16 protein-coding genes are annotated in these 16,400 nt (G+C 60.5%); 5 read left to right on the top strand and 11 right to left on the bottom strand.

All coding sequences use genetic code 11. The features are described 5' to 3' along the window. Positions 1-33 precede the first annotated feature (33 nt). Positions 34-1,665, bottom strand: a complete 1,632-nt coding sequence (locus tag D3P04_RS16540) for a DUF1217 domain-containing protein (protein ID WP_119750850.1) — start codon at positions 1,663-1,665, stop codon at positions 34-36. A gap of 152 nt (positions 1,666-1,817) precedes the next feature. Beyond that, complete coding sequence (locus D3P04_RS16545; RefSeq protein WP_119750851.1) at positions 1,818-2,603, bottom strand: exodeoxyribonuclease III; 786 nt, start codon at positions 2,601-2,603, stop codon at positions 1,818-1,820. 150 nt (positions 2,604-2,753) lie between these two features. Here D3P04_RS16545 and D3P04_RS16550 point away from each other — a divergent pair, with 150 nt between their 5' ends. Continuing rightward, the gene (locus tag D3P04_RS16550; protein ID WP_119750852.1) at positions 2,754-4,070 is read left to right on the top strand and encodes an MFS transporter; all 1,317 of its coding nucleotides are present in this window, start codon (positions 2,754-2,756) and stop codon (positions 4,068-4,070) included. A 178-nt stretch (positions 4,071-4,248) separates the two neighbouring features. Here D3P04_RS16550 and D3P04_RS16555 read toward each other — a convergent pair whose 3' ends face one another. The 5 genes from D3P04_RS16555 to D3P04_RS16575 form a co-directional block, all read right to left on the bottom strand. Then, a complete protein-coding gene (locus tag D3P04_RS16555) occupies positions 4,249-5,454 on the bottom strand; it encodes a BaiN/RdsA family NAD(P)/FAD-dependent oxidoreductase (protein ID WP_119750853.1) in 1,206 nt (401 codons plus the stop codon). Next, positions 5,451-6,479, bottom strand: a complete 1,029-nt coding sequence (holA, locus tag D3P04_RS16560; RefSeq protein WP_119750854.1) for a DNA polymerase III subunit delta — start codon at positions 6,477-6,479, stop codon at positions 5,451-5,453. Before holA ends, D3P04_RS16555 begins: the two co-directional genes overlap by 4 nt. Continuing rightward, a complete protein-coding gene (gene lptE / locus D3P04_RS16565; protein WP_119750855.1) occupies positions 6,476-7,024 on the bottom strand; it encodes an LPS assembly lipoprotein LptE in 549 nt (182 codons plus the stop codon). The genes holA and lptE overlap by 4 nt, the downstream gene beginning before the upstream one ends. A 10-nt stretch (positions 7,025-7,034) precedes the next feature. Then, positions 7,035-9,569, bottom strand: a complete 2,535-nt coding sequence (gene leuS / locus D3P04_RS16570; RefSeq protein ID WP_119750856.1) for a leucine--tRNA ligase — start codon at positions 9,567-9,569, stop codon at positions 7,035-7,037. A gap of 80 nt (positions 9,570-9,649) precedes the next feature. Further along, positions 9,650-10,132: a DUF3576 domain-containing protein gene (locus D3P04_RS16575; RefSeq protein ID WP_119750901.1), complete on the bottom strand. Its 483-nt coding sequence runs from the start codon at positions 10,130-10,132 to the stop codon at positions 9,650-9,652. A gap of 282 nt (positions 10,133-10,414) precedes the next feature. On the opposite strand from D3P04_RS16575, the gene D3P04_RS16580 reads away from it, so the two are divergent. Further along, positions 10,415-11,440 (top strand): porin, encoded by a 1,026-nt coding sequence (locus D3P04_RS16580; protein WP_119750857.1) that lies wholly within the window; start codon positions 10,415-10,417, stop codon positions 11,438-11,440. 69 nt (positions 11,441-11,509) lie between these two features. Further along, positions 11,510-12,163: a YggS family pyridoxal phosphate-dependent enzyme gene (locus tag D3P04_RS16585; RefSeq protein WP_119750902.1), complete on the top strand. Its 654-nt coding sequence runs from the start codon at positions 11,510-11,512 to the stop codon at positions 12,161-12,163. A gap of 78 nt (positions 12,164-12,241) precedes the next feature. Here the strand turns inward: D3P04_RS16585 and D3P04_RS16590 are convergent, their stop codons facing one another. Continuing rightward, a complete protein-coding gene (locus D3P04_RS16590; RefSeq protein WP_408634387.1) occupies positions 12,242-12,739 on the bottom strand; it encodes a L,D-transpeptidase family protein in 498 nt (165 codons plus the stop codon). Between the two features lie 11 nt (positions 12,740-12,750). Further along, complete coding sequence (gene ribA, locus D3P04_RS16595; RefSeq protein ID WP_119750859.1) at positions 12,751-13,809, bottom strand: GTP cyclohydrolase II; 1,059 nt, start codon at positions 13,807-13,809, stop codon at positions 12,751-12,753. Between the two features lie 133 nt (positions 13,810-13,942). On the opposite strand from ribA, the gene D3P04_RS16600 reads away from it, so the two are divergent. Further along, positions 13,943-14,629 (top strand): response regulator transcription factor, encoded by a 687-nt coding sequence (locus tag D3P04_RS16600; RefSeq protein WP_119750860.1) that lies wholly within the window; start codon positions 13,943-13,945, stop codon positions 14,627-14,629. A 297-nt stretch (positions 14,630-14,926) separates the two neighbouring features. Next, positions 14,927-15,106, top strand: a complete 180-nt coding sequence (locus D3P04_RS16605; RefSeq protein WP_119750861.1) for a PLDc N-terminal domain-containing protein — start codon at positions 14,927-14,929, stop codon at positions 15,104-15,106. Between the two features lie 5 nt (positions 15,107-15,111). Here D3P04_RS16605 and D3P04_RS16610 read toward each other — a convergent pair whose 3' ends face one another. Beyond that, positions 15,112-15,702 carry a Smr/MutS family protein gene (locus tag D3P04_RS16610; protein WP_119750862.1) on the bottom strand — a complete coding sequence of 197 codons (591 nt, stop codon included), beginning with the start codon at positions 15,700-15,702 and terminating at the stop codon, positions 15,112-15,114. 1 nt (position 15,703) lies between these two features. After that, positions 15,704-16,360, bottom strand: a complete 657-nt coding sequence (locus D3P04_RS16615; protein ID WP_119750863.1) for a Tim44/TimA family putative adaptor protein — start codon at positions 16,358-16,360, stop codon at positions 15,704-15,706. Positions 16,361-16,400 lie beyond the last annotated feature (40 nt).

The following is a 16,400-nucleotide window of genomic DNA, read 5'->3' on the forward strand; positions in this document are numbered from 1 at the left end:
GCAAGGTGGCAACTGCCACAAGGTCCGACAATGTCAGAAAATCGGACCGGGATTGGCCAGCAATGTAAGCGCCGCCCCATAACGATTCACGGCGAATGAATCGCTTGTCTGCGAACGTGCAAGATAGGTGCGAAGCAGCCGTTCGGTCGTTTCCTTCCGGGAGATATCCGTGAATGAATCGGTTCCAAGGACGCGTCTGGCGGCGCTGGTAAATTCTTCCACTTGCCGGTCAACATCCAGTGCCCCGATATGCGGGCCAAAATTGAAGGCTCCCTGAAACACCTGCCGCAATGGTGGATTGCTAAGCAATTCATACCAGTTCGCCCTGTCGCTGCGGCCAGCCTCGGCTATGCGGGCGATCTCGCGCCGTGCATTCAGGGCCAGCCGAAGTGTTTGATCACTCTGTCCGATCCGGGATTCGAATTCGCGATCCAGATAGGCAGTAGCGACCGTTTCGACGGGATCGGCTGTCTTCGACGGATCGTCGGGCTTTTCGGCTGTCCGCAGCCGGAAGACATGACGGCGGAAGACCTGCTCCAGTTTCGCGGGATCCGCGAATTCCGTCAGCGATTCGACATTGAAGATATTTTTCGCCTTCTCGGTGAATGCCTCTTCTTTCTTCAGGAAGGAAAGCCCGTTGAAATCTTCGCCCAGATCGAAAGCGCTGTTCAGGACATCTTGCAAATCATCGTTGCGCAGCAGCGCAAAGGTTATCGTGGAGTCCCTGTCCTTGACCTCGAATATCTTCTGCATCGCATCATGCGATTTCTGGACCGCCCTGATCGTGCCCTTGTCGAAACCGGTCAGGCCGATATTGCGAAGAAAGTCATCTTTGGGATCCGGCTTGCGCGGATCACTTCCGATTTGCGCTGTGGCGTCGGCCTCGATCTTTTGCTGAATGATGGCATCGCGGTTGTTGAACACATAGGCGCGAATAAGTTTCTCGGCCATCCCGGGATCGGCCAGTTCCTTGAAACTTTCCGCGCCGGTGACATCCTTGAGCGCGCTCAGAATCTTGGCCTTTTCTACCGCCGGCCGGCTGCGCGTGGTGACCAATGACCTCTGCTCGCCCGAGCTATCCGTAAAAGACGTGGACTTTCCGAAATCGTCCGGCAGGTTCAGCGCAACCGTGAACACTTTTCGCAATGACACATCCTTGCGGACCTTGCCCCAGAAAGAAAAATCATCGCGCGTATCCTGCGCCAGAGCGGCAATTTTATCCTTTTGCCGTGAAGCAAAGCCGAGTATTTCCCGGGAATATCCTTTTAATCCAACACGGTCTTCAAAGGGAATGCTGGTATCGATGCCACCCGAGGCCTTGCGGTTGAAGTCGAAGCTTTCCGCAAGCCGCAGATATCGCTTGTCCGAAAGCCGATTGGCAAGCGAGCGCGGGTCGCTCAGATCCGATTCGAGCACCTTTTTGATAAGCCCGCGATAGTTGATTTCCGTTTCAAGCCCATGTGCCTTTAACGCGACGCTTAACAGGCGGTAATCGCCCACCAGATCATCAGCGGTTTCGACATGCTGTATCCGGTCGCGGTAATAGTCGATTTCCCGCTTTACCACCGGATCGCGTGCAAGCACCTGTTTGCTTTTGGTTTCCGTGCGTTGCAGCAGATTCCATCCGGCGGGGCCACCGACACCCAAATTTACGGAAAACACCATTACGCCACCCCGGTCACCAGAAAATTCCGAACAGAACCTGCGGAACAGATGTAACGCGGCAGAGGCTGATGATTTATGAACGGATCGCTTGCGGGCTGCGGATTGTGATTAAATCTTTAGATAACCCGCCAGCCCGTTTTCCCGATCATGGCTCAAAGATCGAAACTCGCGAAGACCGGGGCATGATCGCTTGGTTTTTCCCAGCCGCGGACATCGCGCAGAACCCGGCTGTTATGGCCGGAATTGGCGATATCCGGGCTGGCCCAGATGTGATCCAGCCGGCGGCCCTTGTCGGCTGCGTCCCAATCCCGTGCCCGATAGCTCCACCATGAATAAAGCTGACCGTCGGGAATATCCTTGCGGGTGATATCCACCCATTTCCCGGCATCCTGCGCCTGCATCAGGTGTTCAACTTCGATGGGCGTATGGCTGACCACTTTCAACAATTGCTTGTGCGACCAGACATCGTCTTCGCGCGGTGCGATGTTGAAATCGCCGACCATGATCGAACGGCTGGGCCGCTCGGCATGGAAAACATCGCGCAGTTCGGTCACGAAATCCAGTTTCTGGCCGAATTTCACGTTCAGTTCCCGGTCGGGAATGTCGCCACCGGCCGGGATATACATGTTATGGATCGTGATGCCGCTTTCCGTCCGTGCGGCGACATGGCGGGCATGGCCAAGTCCCGCATAATCCCGGTCGCCCGCATCCTCGATCGGCAGGCGGGACAGAATGGCGACGCCGTTATAGCCTTTCTGGCCGCGCGCGACGATGTGGTGATAGCCAAGTTCGCGAAATCCCTCCAGCGGGATCTTCTCGACCGGTGATTTGCATTCCTGAAGGCACAGGATATCCGGGCCTTCCTCGCGCAATAGCCGGGTGACCAGGGCTTCGCGCAGGCGGACGGAATTGATGTTCCAGGTGGCGAGTGTGAACATATGCGGGCTCCTTTGTTCGGGAACCTAGCCGCGGGATAAAGGCATGTCGAGCCAGAGCGGCGGGGCAAGCCGTCTTTTCCGCCATATTGACGCTTGGTGAAATGCAGCACAGCAGCTAATGAGGGCGACAAAGTGAAAGAGGGACAGCCCATGCAGATCACCGTTGACGACGCTTTGGCACGGGGCGGCACAGGGCGCTTTCAATGGCGCCTGCTGGGGATATTCGGGCTTGTCTGGGCTGCGGACGCGATGCAGGTCATTGCGGTGGGCTTTGCCTGGCCATCGGTCGCCGCAAGTTTCGGGGTAGAGCGGGTCACTGCGCTTCAGATCGGCACGCTGTTCTTTTTGGGGATGTTCGTGGGCGCCTATGGTTTCGGGCGGATTGCCGACCGGATCGGGCGGCGCAAGGTCCTGCTGCTGACCGTCGCGATGGACGCGATATTCGGCCTTGCCTCGGTCTTCGCCAATGACTTCACGCTCCTGCTGGCGATGCGTTTCATGACCGGCGTCGCCGTCGGAGGCACCCTGCCCGTCGATTATGCGATGATGGCCGAGTTTCTGCCGCCGAAGAACCGGGGGCGCTGGCTGGTCTGGCTTGAAGGTTTCTGGGCGGTGGGAACCGTCGTCATCGCTCTGACCGCGTGGATCGCCACCTCGATCGAAGCCGTCGCGCCCTGGAGATGGATTTTCGCGATTGCCGCCCTACCCGCCCTGATTGGGTTCTGGTTGCGGATTTGGGTGCCGGAATCGCCCATGTACCTTATCCGCAACAAACGCGAGCCCGAGGCGCGGCTGATCATCAATCGCGTCCTTTCGACGAACGGAGTACCGCTGCTGGAGGAAGGGACGCAGATCATCCCGGCTCCGGTTTCCGACGCGGCCGAACGGTCGATCTTCGGCCCGGCCCTGCGTGACCGGAGCATCGGGATTCTGGCCGTCTGGTTCCTCGTCTCGCTTTCCTATTACGGAGTATTCGTCTGGGTACCGGGGGAACTTGCGACCGAGGGTTTCGGCTTTGTCCGCGGCTTCGGTTTCGTGGTCATCCTCGCTCTAGCGCAGATTCCGGGATATATGCTTGCCGCCTGGGGCGTCGAGGCGGTCGGGCGGCGCAATACGCTGATGGGCTTCCTGATCCTGAGCGCGGCGGGATGCGCATTGTTCACGATTGCCGGTTCAACAGCGATGATCGCCTTTTCGCTGATCATGATGAGCTTTTCGCTGCTTGGCACATGGGGCGCGCTTTACGCGTTCACCCCCGAACTCTATCCCACCAATCTGCGCGGCACCGGCATGGGCACCGCAAGCGCGGTTGCCCGGTTGGGTGGTATCCTCGCGCCCAGCCTTCTGGCATTCGTCTTCGTCAAAGGGTTCGGCTTTGCCATAGGCGTGTTCGCCCTGCTTCTGCTTTTGGGTGCTGCTGCGCTGTTGCTGGTCAAAGAGGAAACCCGTGACCGGGCAATCGGTTAGGTGGTTTCGTGCTGAACATGGCGCATCATGCCTGACCTGCCTTCTCCCCTCCGCTCCTTCTTCTTTGTGGTAAATACCTCGGGGGTTGCCGGCGGGTCGCGCCACTGGTTCGAAAGACCTGCCGGCGACGGGGCAGCGCCCCCGGCCATCGCGGGACGCAAGCAACCCGCATGCCCGTTCAATGCGCCCTGTTTTGACGCGCGTCAGGAAAGGCGCTTGCCGCCAGCCCCGCGCGTCTCCCCGAGGCAAGGCAGCCGGTGATCAGATAGCCGCCTGTCGGCGCCTCCCAATCAAGCATTTCGCCTGCAACGAACACGCCCGGCAATGCCTTCAACTCCAGATCAGGGGTGATCGCGGTACCGGCGACTCCGCCTGCCGTCGAAATCGCGCGTTCAAGGCCCATCGGGCCATCATGGCGCAGAGGCAGGTTCCTGGCCATCATGGCCCAGTCATTCGGGCTGACAGGCCGGGGGTACCCCCATTCCAGCAGCAGCGCGGTCTTGACCGGATCGCCCAGCACCCGGCGCAGCCAGTTTCCGACCGACAATTTCCGCCTTGGCTTCCCAAAGCGCGCGCCAAGTGCCTGATGATCCAGATCCGGGGTCAGATCGACATGGGCCACCTGACCATCCCGAAGCCGGGCGGCGATTTCATAGATGCCGCCGCCTTCGATCCCGTCGCGCGTGATGACCCATTCTCCGCGACTGACCTGCCCTTCGGCATGAAGGGCCACGCCTTTGACGGCAGAGCCGAAAAAGCGTGTCATTTCAGGCGACCATGAGACACGCAGCCCCATATTCGCGGGGCGGAAGGGCGTGATATCCACCCCCGCGCCGTGGAGGATCGACATCCATGCGCCGTCCGACCCCAGCCGGGGCCAGCTTGCGCCGCCAAGGGCAAGCACAGTGACGGCTGGGCGCAGGACCTGCTCGCCCATGGGCGTGGAAAAACGAAAACCGTCCTGCAAACCCGTCCAGCTCCATCTCGTCCGTAACTCGACCCCGGCGTCGCGCAATCGTGCAAGCCAGTTGCGCAGCAGAGGCGACGCCTTCATTCCAACCGGAAAGACACGCCGGGTCGAGCCGGTAAACAGCTCTGCACCAAGGCCGCTTGCCCAATCCATCGCCTCTTGCGGACCGAATGCATCCGGCTGCCCATATCCCAATGCAGAGACGGCGCTGCCGCTGAAATGAGTGGCGAACGCGTCTTCCGGCTCGTTTTTGGTCAGGTTCAGCCCCGATTTACCGGCCATCAGGAATTTTCGCGCCGGTGTCGGCATGGCATCGGCGATTATGACTTGCCGCCCTGCCCCGGCAAGCATTTCGGCGGCCATCAGTCCGGCTGGCCCTGCGCCGATCACCAATGCGTCGGGCCGATTGGTCACCGTCGTCCCCGGCGGCTCATCGCCAGCCGGATCAAGGCACGCTCGACCAGTGCCATTTGTGGCGCGCGGCTTGCGCTGCGCAGCGTCAGGTCGGTGGTCAGCAGCTGGGATATCGCCTCTTCCAGCGGCGCCACGCCCCATTGCTGCGCCTGCCGGGTCATGCGGTCGCGGCGCGGGCCGAATACCGGCGGGCGCATGCGCGACAACCCGGCCCCTGGCCCCTGTGGGTCAGCGGCGGCCAGATGCAGTGCCCGGAAATGCCTGAGCGCGGCAATACATAGCGAAACCGGCGTGACCCCCTGCCCCTCGATCCGGCGCATCAGTGGCCCGAATTCGTCCGAGCGCCCCTCGGCCACGACATGAAGCAGCTCATCCAGCTCTGCCTCGATCGTAGCGGGTGTGTTCAGCGCGATTTCGGCAGGCGTCAGCGGCGAGGGATCGCCATATTTGTAAAGTCCGATCTTCTCGATGGTCTGGCGCATATCACCCGGATCCAGGGCCTGCGCCAATGTCAGAAGGTCGCGCATGGCGTCGGGGGGAACTTCCTGCAGACCGGCGGCTTGCAGCCATTTCCGGATCTCGTCCTCGCCCGGCGGATCGTCATAGATCGGCGCGGCGACCGCCTGTTTATGTGGCTCGAACAATTTGCGCAGGGCCGATGACTTCGCCAATCCTCCGGCGGTGATCACGATAACCGCATCGCCGGGCTGCCATTCCTCCAGGGCGACCCTGACGGCATCCGTGCCGCTATCCGGCGTGTCCTCGACCAGAACGACGCGGGGGCCGGGGAAGAATCCGACCTCCTTGATCGCATCCAGAAGCGTGGCCGGATCTTTCTTCAGCGCTGCTCCGGGCAGGCGGGTAAGGCGCATTTCCTCTTCGGCATTCCCGCCTGTCAGCGAGGCGACAGCCTCGGCGCGTTTAAGCGCGACGCGCATGGCATCCTGCCCATAGATCAGCAAGGCCGGGCGCGAAGGATCGGGCCGCGCCAGATAGCGGGCGATTTCGCCGCCCTTGAGGTTCATGGGGCAGACAGCGAGGCAGAGGCGGCCAACAGGCGTGTCACCACGTGATCCGCCAGCATTCGTGCCAGACGCTCGCGTGCGTCACGTTCGGCGCTGAGCGTGGCGATCGTGGTTCCAGTGGTCGAGTAAGAGGTGAAGCTGCTGACACGGCCAGAGGTCAGCGTGGCGCCGCCGGAACTTTCCCTAAGCGCGAAATCCACCGTGCCGTTCAGGGAATAGCGGGTGGTGATCTCATCGGTGGTGATCGCCTGCGGGACGACGCCGATGCTTATCCGGTAATCAAGGTCATAGGAAGCCTCGCCCTCCGGGCCGATGCGTTCGGCAAGACGGCGGTTGAAGGCGAATTCCTGATAATCCTGCGGATCGCGCGGACGGATCTTGCCGAAAAGCTTCTTGCCGCCGCCATTCGGGCCGTAAACCGGGGTCAGGCCGCAGGCGGACAGTGCCAGCAGTCCCAGAATGGCCGTACGTCTGGGCAGTGAATTGCGGGGTACCCTTATCCCGATGCGCGGTTTTGCTGTGCTTTTGGGTGACGGGGTTTTCATCGGGTTCGCCCTATGCAACCACATTGACGATCCGGCCGGGCACCACGATCAGCTTTTTCGGCGCCGCACCGTCAAGGAAACGCTGCACCGTCTCATCTGCCAGCACCAATGCTTCGATCTGGTCCTTGGGCATATCCTTCGCCACGCTGATCTCGGCCCGGCGTTTGCCGTTGATCTGAACGGGCAGCGTCACGGTGTCATCCTCCAGCAATGCGGGATCGGCCTTGGGCCAGGGTGCGTCCACAACCATGCCCTGTCCGCCGGCCTTTGCCCAGACCTCTTCCGCAAGATGCGGCACCATCGGCGCCATGAGCTGCGCCATGATGCGCAATACCTCGCGCCGGGACTCGCCCCCTGCCCCGGATTTCCCTACGGCATTGGCGAGTTCATACAGTTTGGCCACGGCCTTGTTGAAGGTAAAGCCCTCGATCGCGCGGGTCACATCGGCAATGGCCCGATGCGCTGCGCGGATCAGGGCGGGATCCTCGTCGCCTTCGGGCGCTTCATCGGCCAGACGCCAGACGCGGGACAGGAACTTATAGGCCGCATCGGCCCCGGCAGCGGTCCATTCCACGTCACGTTCGGGCGGGCTGTCGGACAGCATGAACCAGCGCGCGGTATCCGCGCCGAAACTTGCGACGATATTCACCGGATCGACAACATTCTTCTTGGATTTCGACATCTTGGCCGAAGGAACGGTCTCGACCAAAGTGCCATCGGCCAGCTTGCCGTCGGTGACATCCTCGGGCAGGTGATAGACCGGGCGGCCGCGTTCATCGAGAGTACGATAAATTTCATGCGTGACCATGCCCTGCGTGAACAGCGCGTCAAAGGGCTCTGACGCGCTTTCCGGCAGATGGCCTGTCTTGACCATCGCGCGGGCGAAAAAGCGGGAATACAGCAGATGCAGGATCGCATGCTCGATTCCGCCGATATACTGGTCGACATTCATCCAGTAATCAGCATCTGCCCGATTGGTCGGCGTATCGGCCCCGGGCGAGGTGAAACGCGCGTAATACCATGACGAATCGACGAAAGTATCCATCGTATCGGTTTCGCGCCGCGCCGCGCCGCCGCATTTCGGACAGGTTGCATCGCGCCATGTAGGGTGACGGTCCAGCGGATTTCCGGGCTGGTCGAAGCTGACATCCTGGGGCAGCAGCACCGGCAGGTTTTCCTTGGCCTCGGGCACCGTGCCGCATGTATCGCAATGCACCACGGGAATCGGACAGCCCCAATAGCGCTGCCGCGAAATGCCCCAGTCGCGCAGCCGGAACTTGGTCACGCCCTCGCCCCAGCCTTGCGCTTCGGCAACCGCGATTGCCGCTGTGACCGCGGCCTCGCCCGTCTGCTCGGCCTCGCCGGCGAAGCCGCGGACATAGGTGACCTGCTCGGTTTTCAGCGGAACAAAGGACGCTTTGGCGACCAGCGCGTCCGCCTGTTCCAGATCCATCCCCTTTTCGCCGAATGTGGCGGGAATCGGCAGGCCGTATTTCATGGCGAATTCATGGTCGCGCTCGTCATGGGCGGGGGATCCGAAGATCGCGCCGGTGCCGTAATCCATCAGCACGAAATTGGCGATCCAGATCGGCAATTCCCAAGACGAATCAAGCGGATGACGAACGGTCAAGCCGGTATCGAAGCCCAGTTTCGGCGCGGTTTCAATGGCCTCTTCGGTGGTGCCGATGCTGCGGCATTCCTGAATGAAGGCGGCCACGTCCGGATTCGAGGCCAGCTCGGTGACCAGAGGATGATCCGGCGACAGCGCCACGAAGGACGCGCCCATCAGCGTGTCGGGGCGGGTCGTGTAGACCTCGATCTGACCGAATCCCTCGGGGGCGTTCACCGTTTCGAACCGGAATTGCAGGCCCCGCGACTTGCCGATCCAGTTCTGCTGCATCAGCCGCACCTTGTCGGGCCAGCCCTTCAGCCCGTCGATGGCGTCCAGCAATTCTTCGGAGTAATCCGAGATGCGGAAGAACCATTGCGTCAGTTCCCGCCGCTCGACCGGCGCGCCCGAACGCCAGCCCTTGCCGTCAATGACCTGCTCATTCGCCAGAACGGTCATATCGACCGGATCCCAGTTCACCTGCGCCGATTTGCGGGTGATCAGCCCGGCATTCAGGAAATCCAGAAACAGCCCCTGCTGCTGCGCGACATAGGAATCGTCGCAGGTGGCGAATTCCCGGCTCCAGTCGATGGACAGGCCAAGCGGTTTCAGCTGATCCCGCATCGTGGCGATATTGGCATAGGTCCAGTCACGGGGATGACCGCCCTGCTCCATCGCGGCATTCTCGGCGGGCATTCCGAACGCGTCCCAGCCCATCGGATGCAGCACGCTGAAGCCCTGCGCGCGTTTGAACCGCGCCACCACGTCGCCCATCGTGTAGTTGCGCACATGGCCCATATGAATCCGGCCAGAGGGATAGGGAAACATCTCCAGGACGTAATATTTCGGCCGCTCGTCGCGGATGGCGGTAAAGCATCCGGCATCGGCCCAGGCATTCTGCCACCGGGACTCGGAGCTGGAGGGATCATAGGGCATGTCGGACCTCGGGCATTATTCTTTGGCCGCAGGATGTATACGGCAGGCGCGCATTGGTCCAGTGCTGCAGGAATGCGCGGTTACAGGCCGCTGTCGCGGATGCGCATTTGCCGGGCGCGGGTCAGGATCGCATCCTCGACCGCGCGCACCGTGCCAGGTGCGACGGCAGCGCCGCCCGGTCCCTGCAGCGACAGCTTGAGCGAGCGGGCGTCCATGGCCGGATCGCTGATCTGGACCGTTGCCCGGTAGGACCTGCCGCCGCCCGGAGGTGTGCCGTAGCCGGTCACGATCACGCCGGTGAAGGGATCGACGGATTGGATCGGCAGGAAGTTCAGGACTTCGAGGCTGGCATTCCACAGATACTTGTTCACTGCGACCGTTGTGTTCGGATTGCTGCGGTTGCCGAACACGTCCCAGATCGTTGTCTGACGGGCGCTGGGGCGCATATCAGCACCATAGACCGACATGTCGTCGCTTCTGGTGGCGCGATTGCCTCCGCATGCAGCCAATCCGACGCAAAGCGCCGTAACGAAAAACAACTGCACGATGCGTGGCGTCTTCATGCGATCCCCCGGATTTGCCATTCACGGCAGCTTTAGCGCGGATTCCCCCCGTGCGACAAGCGCTTTGGCAAAACCTTGCTTTCACAAAGCAGGGTCAGGGCAGGCAGAACAGAAAGGACACGTTGCAACCTGAAACTGTGGCGCTTGTGCATCACAATCTTCGTTAATCCCCTGAGCAGCGCCCCGATTTCGTTGCATAGCGCGGCCGAAAGTAGGAAACACGATGCATACCCAAGACGGCAATCCGGTTTGGGCATCAGAGAGACAAGAGGGAACATTACCATGAAAAAGGCTCTTATCGCCTCCACAGCGCTGGCTTTGTCCGCTGGCTTTGCTGCCGCCGACGTCACCATCTCGGGTTATGGCCGGACCGGTGTGCAGTATTATGAGAACGTAGACGGCGACGACCGCACCAACGAATCGCAGATCGTTTCGCGCCTGCGGATGAACATCGATGCCTCGACTTCGACCGACCAAGGTGTTGATTTCGGTGCGCGTTTCCGTCTGCAATGGGATCAGGGTCACGGTTCGCGTGGTGAAGACGCTGCAACCAATGCCGGTAAACTGTATGTCACCTCGAACGGCCTGACCGTCGAGGTTGGTAACGTCGACACCGCGTTCGACTCGAACGGCCTGATCTACGAAACCGAGCTTGGCGTATATGACCGTTCGGTCGGTTTCAGCGACCGTGCCGGTTCGTTCTTCACCTATAAATCCGATGCTTACAGTGACGTTGATCGTGTTGGCGTCCGCGTTCTGTACGAGATCGACAACCTGATCGTTCAAGGTTCGTATGTTGACCCCGACCAATCCGGTTGGAACGAAGCAACTTCGACCGTTATTGATGGCGTTAAATATTTCCATGACGTCGAAGAAGAATACGGTCTGTCGATCGACTATATCTGGAACGAGCGTCTGGAACTGTCGGCTGCCTATGTCATGAACGGCGCAGGCGTCAAAGATAACGACATCTTCTTCGTCGGTGCGCGTTATGCTGTCATGGATAACGCACGTATCGGTCTGAACTACGTTGACGCCAGCAATGACGGTGTCACTGGTAACGAACTTGATCGTGAGTATGTCGAGCAAGGTAACACCATTGCAATCTATGGTGACTACACCCTGGCTGACGGCCTGACCAATATCGAAGCCTATGTCGCCAACAACGACGCAGAGTGGAACGAAACCGACAACGCTTTCGGTATCGGTGTGAACTACGATCTGGGCGGTGCCCGTCTTGGTGCCTCGCTGCAGCGTGACTACGACGAGCGTGTGACCGCTGACATGGGTGTTCGCTTCGACTTCTGATCGAACGATCATCGCAATTTGTGAGGAGCGGGCCTTGCGCCCGCTCTTTTCTTTTTGTTTGGTCATGTCATGGGATTGAATGATATCAAAGGCCGCATCGCCGCGGCAGAACAGGCCGCCGGACGCGCCCCCGGCTCGGTCACGCTGATTGCCGTCAGCAAGGTGCAGCCGCCCGCGCGGGTCGAATCGGTGCTGATGGCCGGGCAGCGTATCTTCGGCGAGAATTACGTGCAGGAGGCACAGGGAAAATGGCCCGACTGGCAGGCGCGTTTCGATGGCGTTTCGCTGCATATGATCGGCCCATTGCAATCGAACAAGGCAAAGCTGGCCGTGCAGCTTTTCGACGCGATCCATTCGCTTGACCGCATGTCGCTTGCCCGCAAACTGGCCGCACAGATCGCCGAGCAGGGCAGGGCACCTGAATTGTTCGTTCAGGTCAATACCGGGGATGAGCCGCAAAAGGCCGGCGTGCTGGCGGATGAGCTGCCGGGATTCCTTGCCTCTTGCCGCGAGATGGGCCTGTCACCCCAAGGTCTGATGTGTATCCCGCCGGAAAGCGGCGATGCGGTGCCGCATTTCCGTCTGTTGCGCCAATTGGCCGAAGATAACGGGTTGCCGAACCTGTCCATGGGGATGAGCGCGGATTTCGAGACCGCGATTGCCGAGGGCGCGACTCATGTGCGTGTCGGCTCGGCGATATTCGGGGCGCGGGATTACGGGTAGCCGGGAACGGGAAGGGGCGCTGCCCCTCTTGGCCTGCGGCCAATTCACCCCGAGGTATTTGAGCAAAGAAGAATGTGGCTATTGGCCGGCAAGCGCATTGGGGATGATCAGGCGCGTTCCGGGGATGGCCAGTGCGGCGATCCGAAGCAGGTGAGCGCGAGAGAAGGCGATACAACCTTCTGTGCCGAAGCGGGGACGGCGCCATTGGTGCAGGAATATCGCCGAGCCCCAACCGGGGATGGCATCGGGCCAGTTCCAGTCGGTGGTCAGGATCAGGTCATAAAGCGGATCGCTGCGGCGCAGGCGCTCGTGGCTGGCGGGCAGGGGCGCGCGGGCGTGATGATTATAGGCCGGATGGCCGGGATCGTCGCACCAAAGATCGCCGGGCCCGACAGGGCGCGCCCAGGGGGCAGGGGGCGCCAGCCGGTCGGGGCGATACCACAGGCCGGTGATATGCAGAATACCGGCGGGCGTCGCGCCGTCGCCCTCGCGTTTATGTGTGGTGACGCCGGTCTTGCCGATACTGCACGGGAATATCCGGCCCAGAAAGCGGATGCCGCGCGGGGTCAGGATCATATCCTGCCGCGTCACAGCAGATGCCCCGATTTCAGGGCCTTGGTATCAAGGTAATCGGTGTTGAACCGGTTGCGCGGGGTAATCAGAGGCACACGTTCGGAAACCTTGATTCCCTGACCTTCCAGCATCGCCACCTTGCGCGGGTTATTGGTCATGAGCCGCACCGCATCAAAGCCCAGACGCCGCAGCAATGCCGCTCCGATCCGGAAATCCCGTTCGTCATCCTCGAATCCCAGGCGATGATTCGCCTCGACAGTGTCAAAGCCCTGATTTTGCAGATCATATGCACGCATCTTGTTGGCAAGCCCGATGCCGCGCCCTTCCTGATTGAGGTAAAGCAGCACGCCGGCGCCTTGCTGACCCATTGCCGTCAGGGCGGATTGAAGCTGCGGGCCGCAATCGCATTTCAGGCTGCCCAGCACATCGCCGGTAAAGCAGGCGGAATGCAGCCGGGTCAGAACGGGTTGATCGCGGGGCGGATCGCCGATCTCGATGGCGTAATGTTCGGTTCCGCCATCGTCAGGCCGGAAGATATGGAGGCGCGAACGCTCTGCCGACAGCAGCGGAAGCCGGGCCGCGGCGACCGGCGCAATTGCGGCTTCGCTTGCAAGCTGCGCCAGCATCGGTCCGGCCGTCAGCGTCGTCAGGCCGGGCAGGGGGGGGGAAGCGATCATCAGCATCGCGGGCAGAAGCTGAGCCGATTTGGCAAGCGCCAATGCCGCCTTGTGATCCTCAATCTCGCCGTCGCGCAGGGTTTTCAGGGGGCCTTTCATCGGGGTCATCAGATCGCCGGCGGGATCGGCAAGCGCCCTGAGCCAGCCAAGATCGCCGTCAGTCGGAACGATCACCCGTGCCAGCCCGTCGTCATAGACGCGGGCTTTCAGTGTTTCCGCCCGTCGCGCGGTCAGTGCGAGAACCGGCTGACCCAGTGCCCGCATGTCGGAAAGCCGCGCGGGCGAAAGCGTCTCGACCGCCGCGGTAACATGGTTGCCGATCACGACCGGTAGGCCCATGCGCAGATCGGCACGGGCGCGGGATATGGTTTCGGCAAGGGTCGGGATCAGGCTCATGGCTGGCAATTATTGAAACATTCTGAAACATAAGGGCCCCATACCGACAATTCCATGTGAGAATTCCTTCATTCCTCTGGACGGAACCGGGACCTGTCCCCACTCCTTTGCGCAATAGTGTGAAGGAGGCAACATGCCCGGACTAAAAAAAATATTGCTTGTCGATGATGAGGAAGACCTGCGCGAGGCTTTGGCCGAGCAGTTGGCGGCGACCGATGAATTCGAAGTGATCGAGGCCGGGACCGGTGCCGAGGCGGTGGATGCCACCCGGAACGCCATTTACGATCTGGTCATTCTTGATGTGGGCCTTCCCGATACCGATGGCCGCGAGCTGTGCAAGAAGCTGCGCAAGCTGAATGTCAAATGCCCGGTCGTCATGCTGACCGGACATGATACCGATGCGGATACGATTCTTGGTCTTGACGCCGGGGCGAATGACTATGTGACCAAGCCGTTCAAGTTCCCGGTCCTGCTGGCCCGTCTGCGGGCGCAGTTGCGGACGCATGAGCAATCCGAGGACGCGATTTTCCAGCTTGGGCCCTATACGTTCAAGCCGGCGATGAAGATGCTGATCGACCAGAAGGACCGCAAGATCCGTCTGACCGAGAAGGAGACCAATATCCTCAAGTTCCTGTATCGCGCACAGGATGGTGTGGTGCCGCGCGATGTGCTGCTGCATGAGGTCTGGGGTTATAATGCGGGCGTCACCACGCATACGCTTGAGACGCATATCTATCGCCTGCGCCAGAAGATCGAGCCCGATCCTTCGAATGCGCGCCTGCTGGTCACTGAATCCGGCGGCTATCGGCTGATCGCCTGAACAGGATTCCGCGACTCGGGATCAGGAAGGGCCCGGTATCATGCCGGGTCTTTCGGTTTTCACAAAACAGTGTGAATCCTCCTGACGAGCGGAATCGTGGAACCTAACCCGACAGGATGCGTTGGTGATAGGAAGTTATCGTCCACGGTTGTGGGCATACCTTCTTTCTCTCTCTGATGCCCCGGTGCCTTGTGCACCGGGGTTATTTCATTCCCGGGCCGTCGCGGCTGCAGGATTTTATCGGGAACCCGGATCGCTTTCCGGAGTTGATCACTCAGCGGCACGGAGGGCTTTATCGTGAACTATATATTCGGGATCATTATTTTCGTGCTGGATGTTCTGGCGATTGCGTCGATCATCAATACGAATGCCAGCACCGGCACAAAAATCCTTTGGATTGCCATTATTGTCATTCTGCCGGTTATCGGCCTGATCATCTGGTATTTTGCCGGGCCGAAATCCAACATATCGCTTTAACGGCATTATCGGCGCAAATAGACGTAATAGGCGCCTTCTCCTCCATGCCTGTAATGCGCGGCGGTGATCTGCTGCACGACCGGAGCCAATGGTGTCCTGTGCAGCCAATGCGGCACCTGGTGGCGAAGTGCGCCAGGGCGGGTCGGTAAAGGGCCGTGATCGCCACGACCCTTACCGGTAATCACCAGAACCAGTCGCAATCCATTCGCATGGCAAGACAGGATGAACCGGGTAAGTTCGGGCTGTGCCTGCGCAAGCGTCATGCCATGCAGATCAAGCCGCGCCTCCGGGCGCATCTTGCCCTGGGTCATCCGCTTATAGGCTTTGGCATCCATGCGCGGGGCGGCATCGGCCAGCCATTCGGCGGGGCTTGGTGCCCTGACACTGGTTGGTTTGGAGGGAAGTGAGGATTGGCCGACCCGAAACCGCGGAAAAGCCGCCGGCGTCGTGGCAGCTTTTTCAGATATGGGAAGGGTCGTCTCTTCCCGTTGGGATTTCGCGGGTTTTCCGGGCGGGTGCAATGCCTTGGCGCTGCGGGCGATACGGGACCACAACTCCCGCTCGCCCGGCGTAAGTCCCCTGCGCCGCGCCGCCATGTCAGCCGGTCGCGACCAACTGCCAGTTCGGATCGTCCTGTCCCATTCCGCGGCTGAAGGTCCAGACGTCCCGCTGCTTGTGCGGGGCTTTGGGATCGCCCTCCAGCACGGCGCCTTCGGAATCGCGGGTCACCACGATTATCTCGGCAAGGAAACGCACCGACAATTCGGCGGTGCCTGTCGCCTTGTCGAATTCCGCGCCGGCGACCGAGATTTCGCGTGTGCCAAGATACTGAGCCTCGACTTTCTGTCCCTGCTCGTTGCGGGTATCGATGACCGACTGGAATGCGTTGGCCACCTCATCCGCGAGAAAAGGACGAATCTCGGAAATATCGCCGCGTTCGAATGCCAGAAGGATCATCTCATGCGCGGATTTCGCACCGCTCAGGAATTCCCGGACGGAAAACGAAGGTTCGGCGTGTTTCATCGCGATCAATGCATGGGCGGCAGGGCTGTCGGCTTCGACATGGTCAAGGATATCATGGTCAAGCTCGACCGGGCTGTCATCAATAACCTCGAAATTCCGGCGATCCGACTGCGCGGTTTCCGATTTCGGAGGTTCATAGCCGTCACGCGTGCCCAGCACATTGCGCAGCCGCAATATCAGAAAAACTGCGATCGCGGCCAGAACAAGCAGCTGGATCATCGGGTTGGACATGCAGGGAACCTCAATTCTATGCGCATATGTTGGTATCTTC

Origin of the sequence: Paracoccus onubensis, assembly GCF_003591515.1 — a bacterium.
Lineage (GTDB): Bacteria > Pseudomonadota > Alphaproteobacteria > Rhodobacterales > Rhodobacteraceae > Paracoccus > Paracoccus onubensis.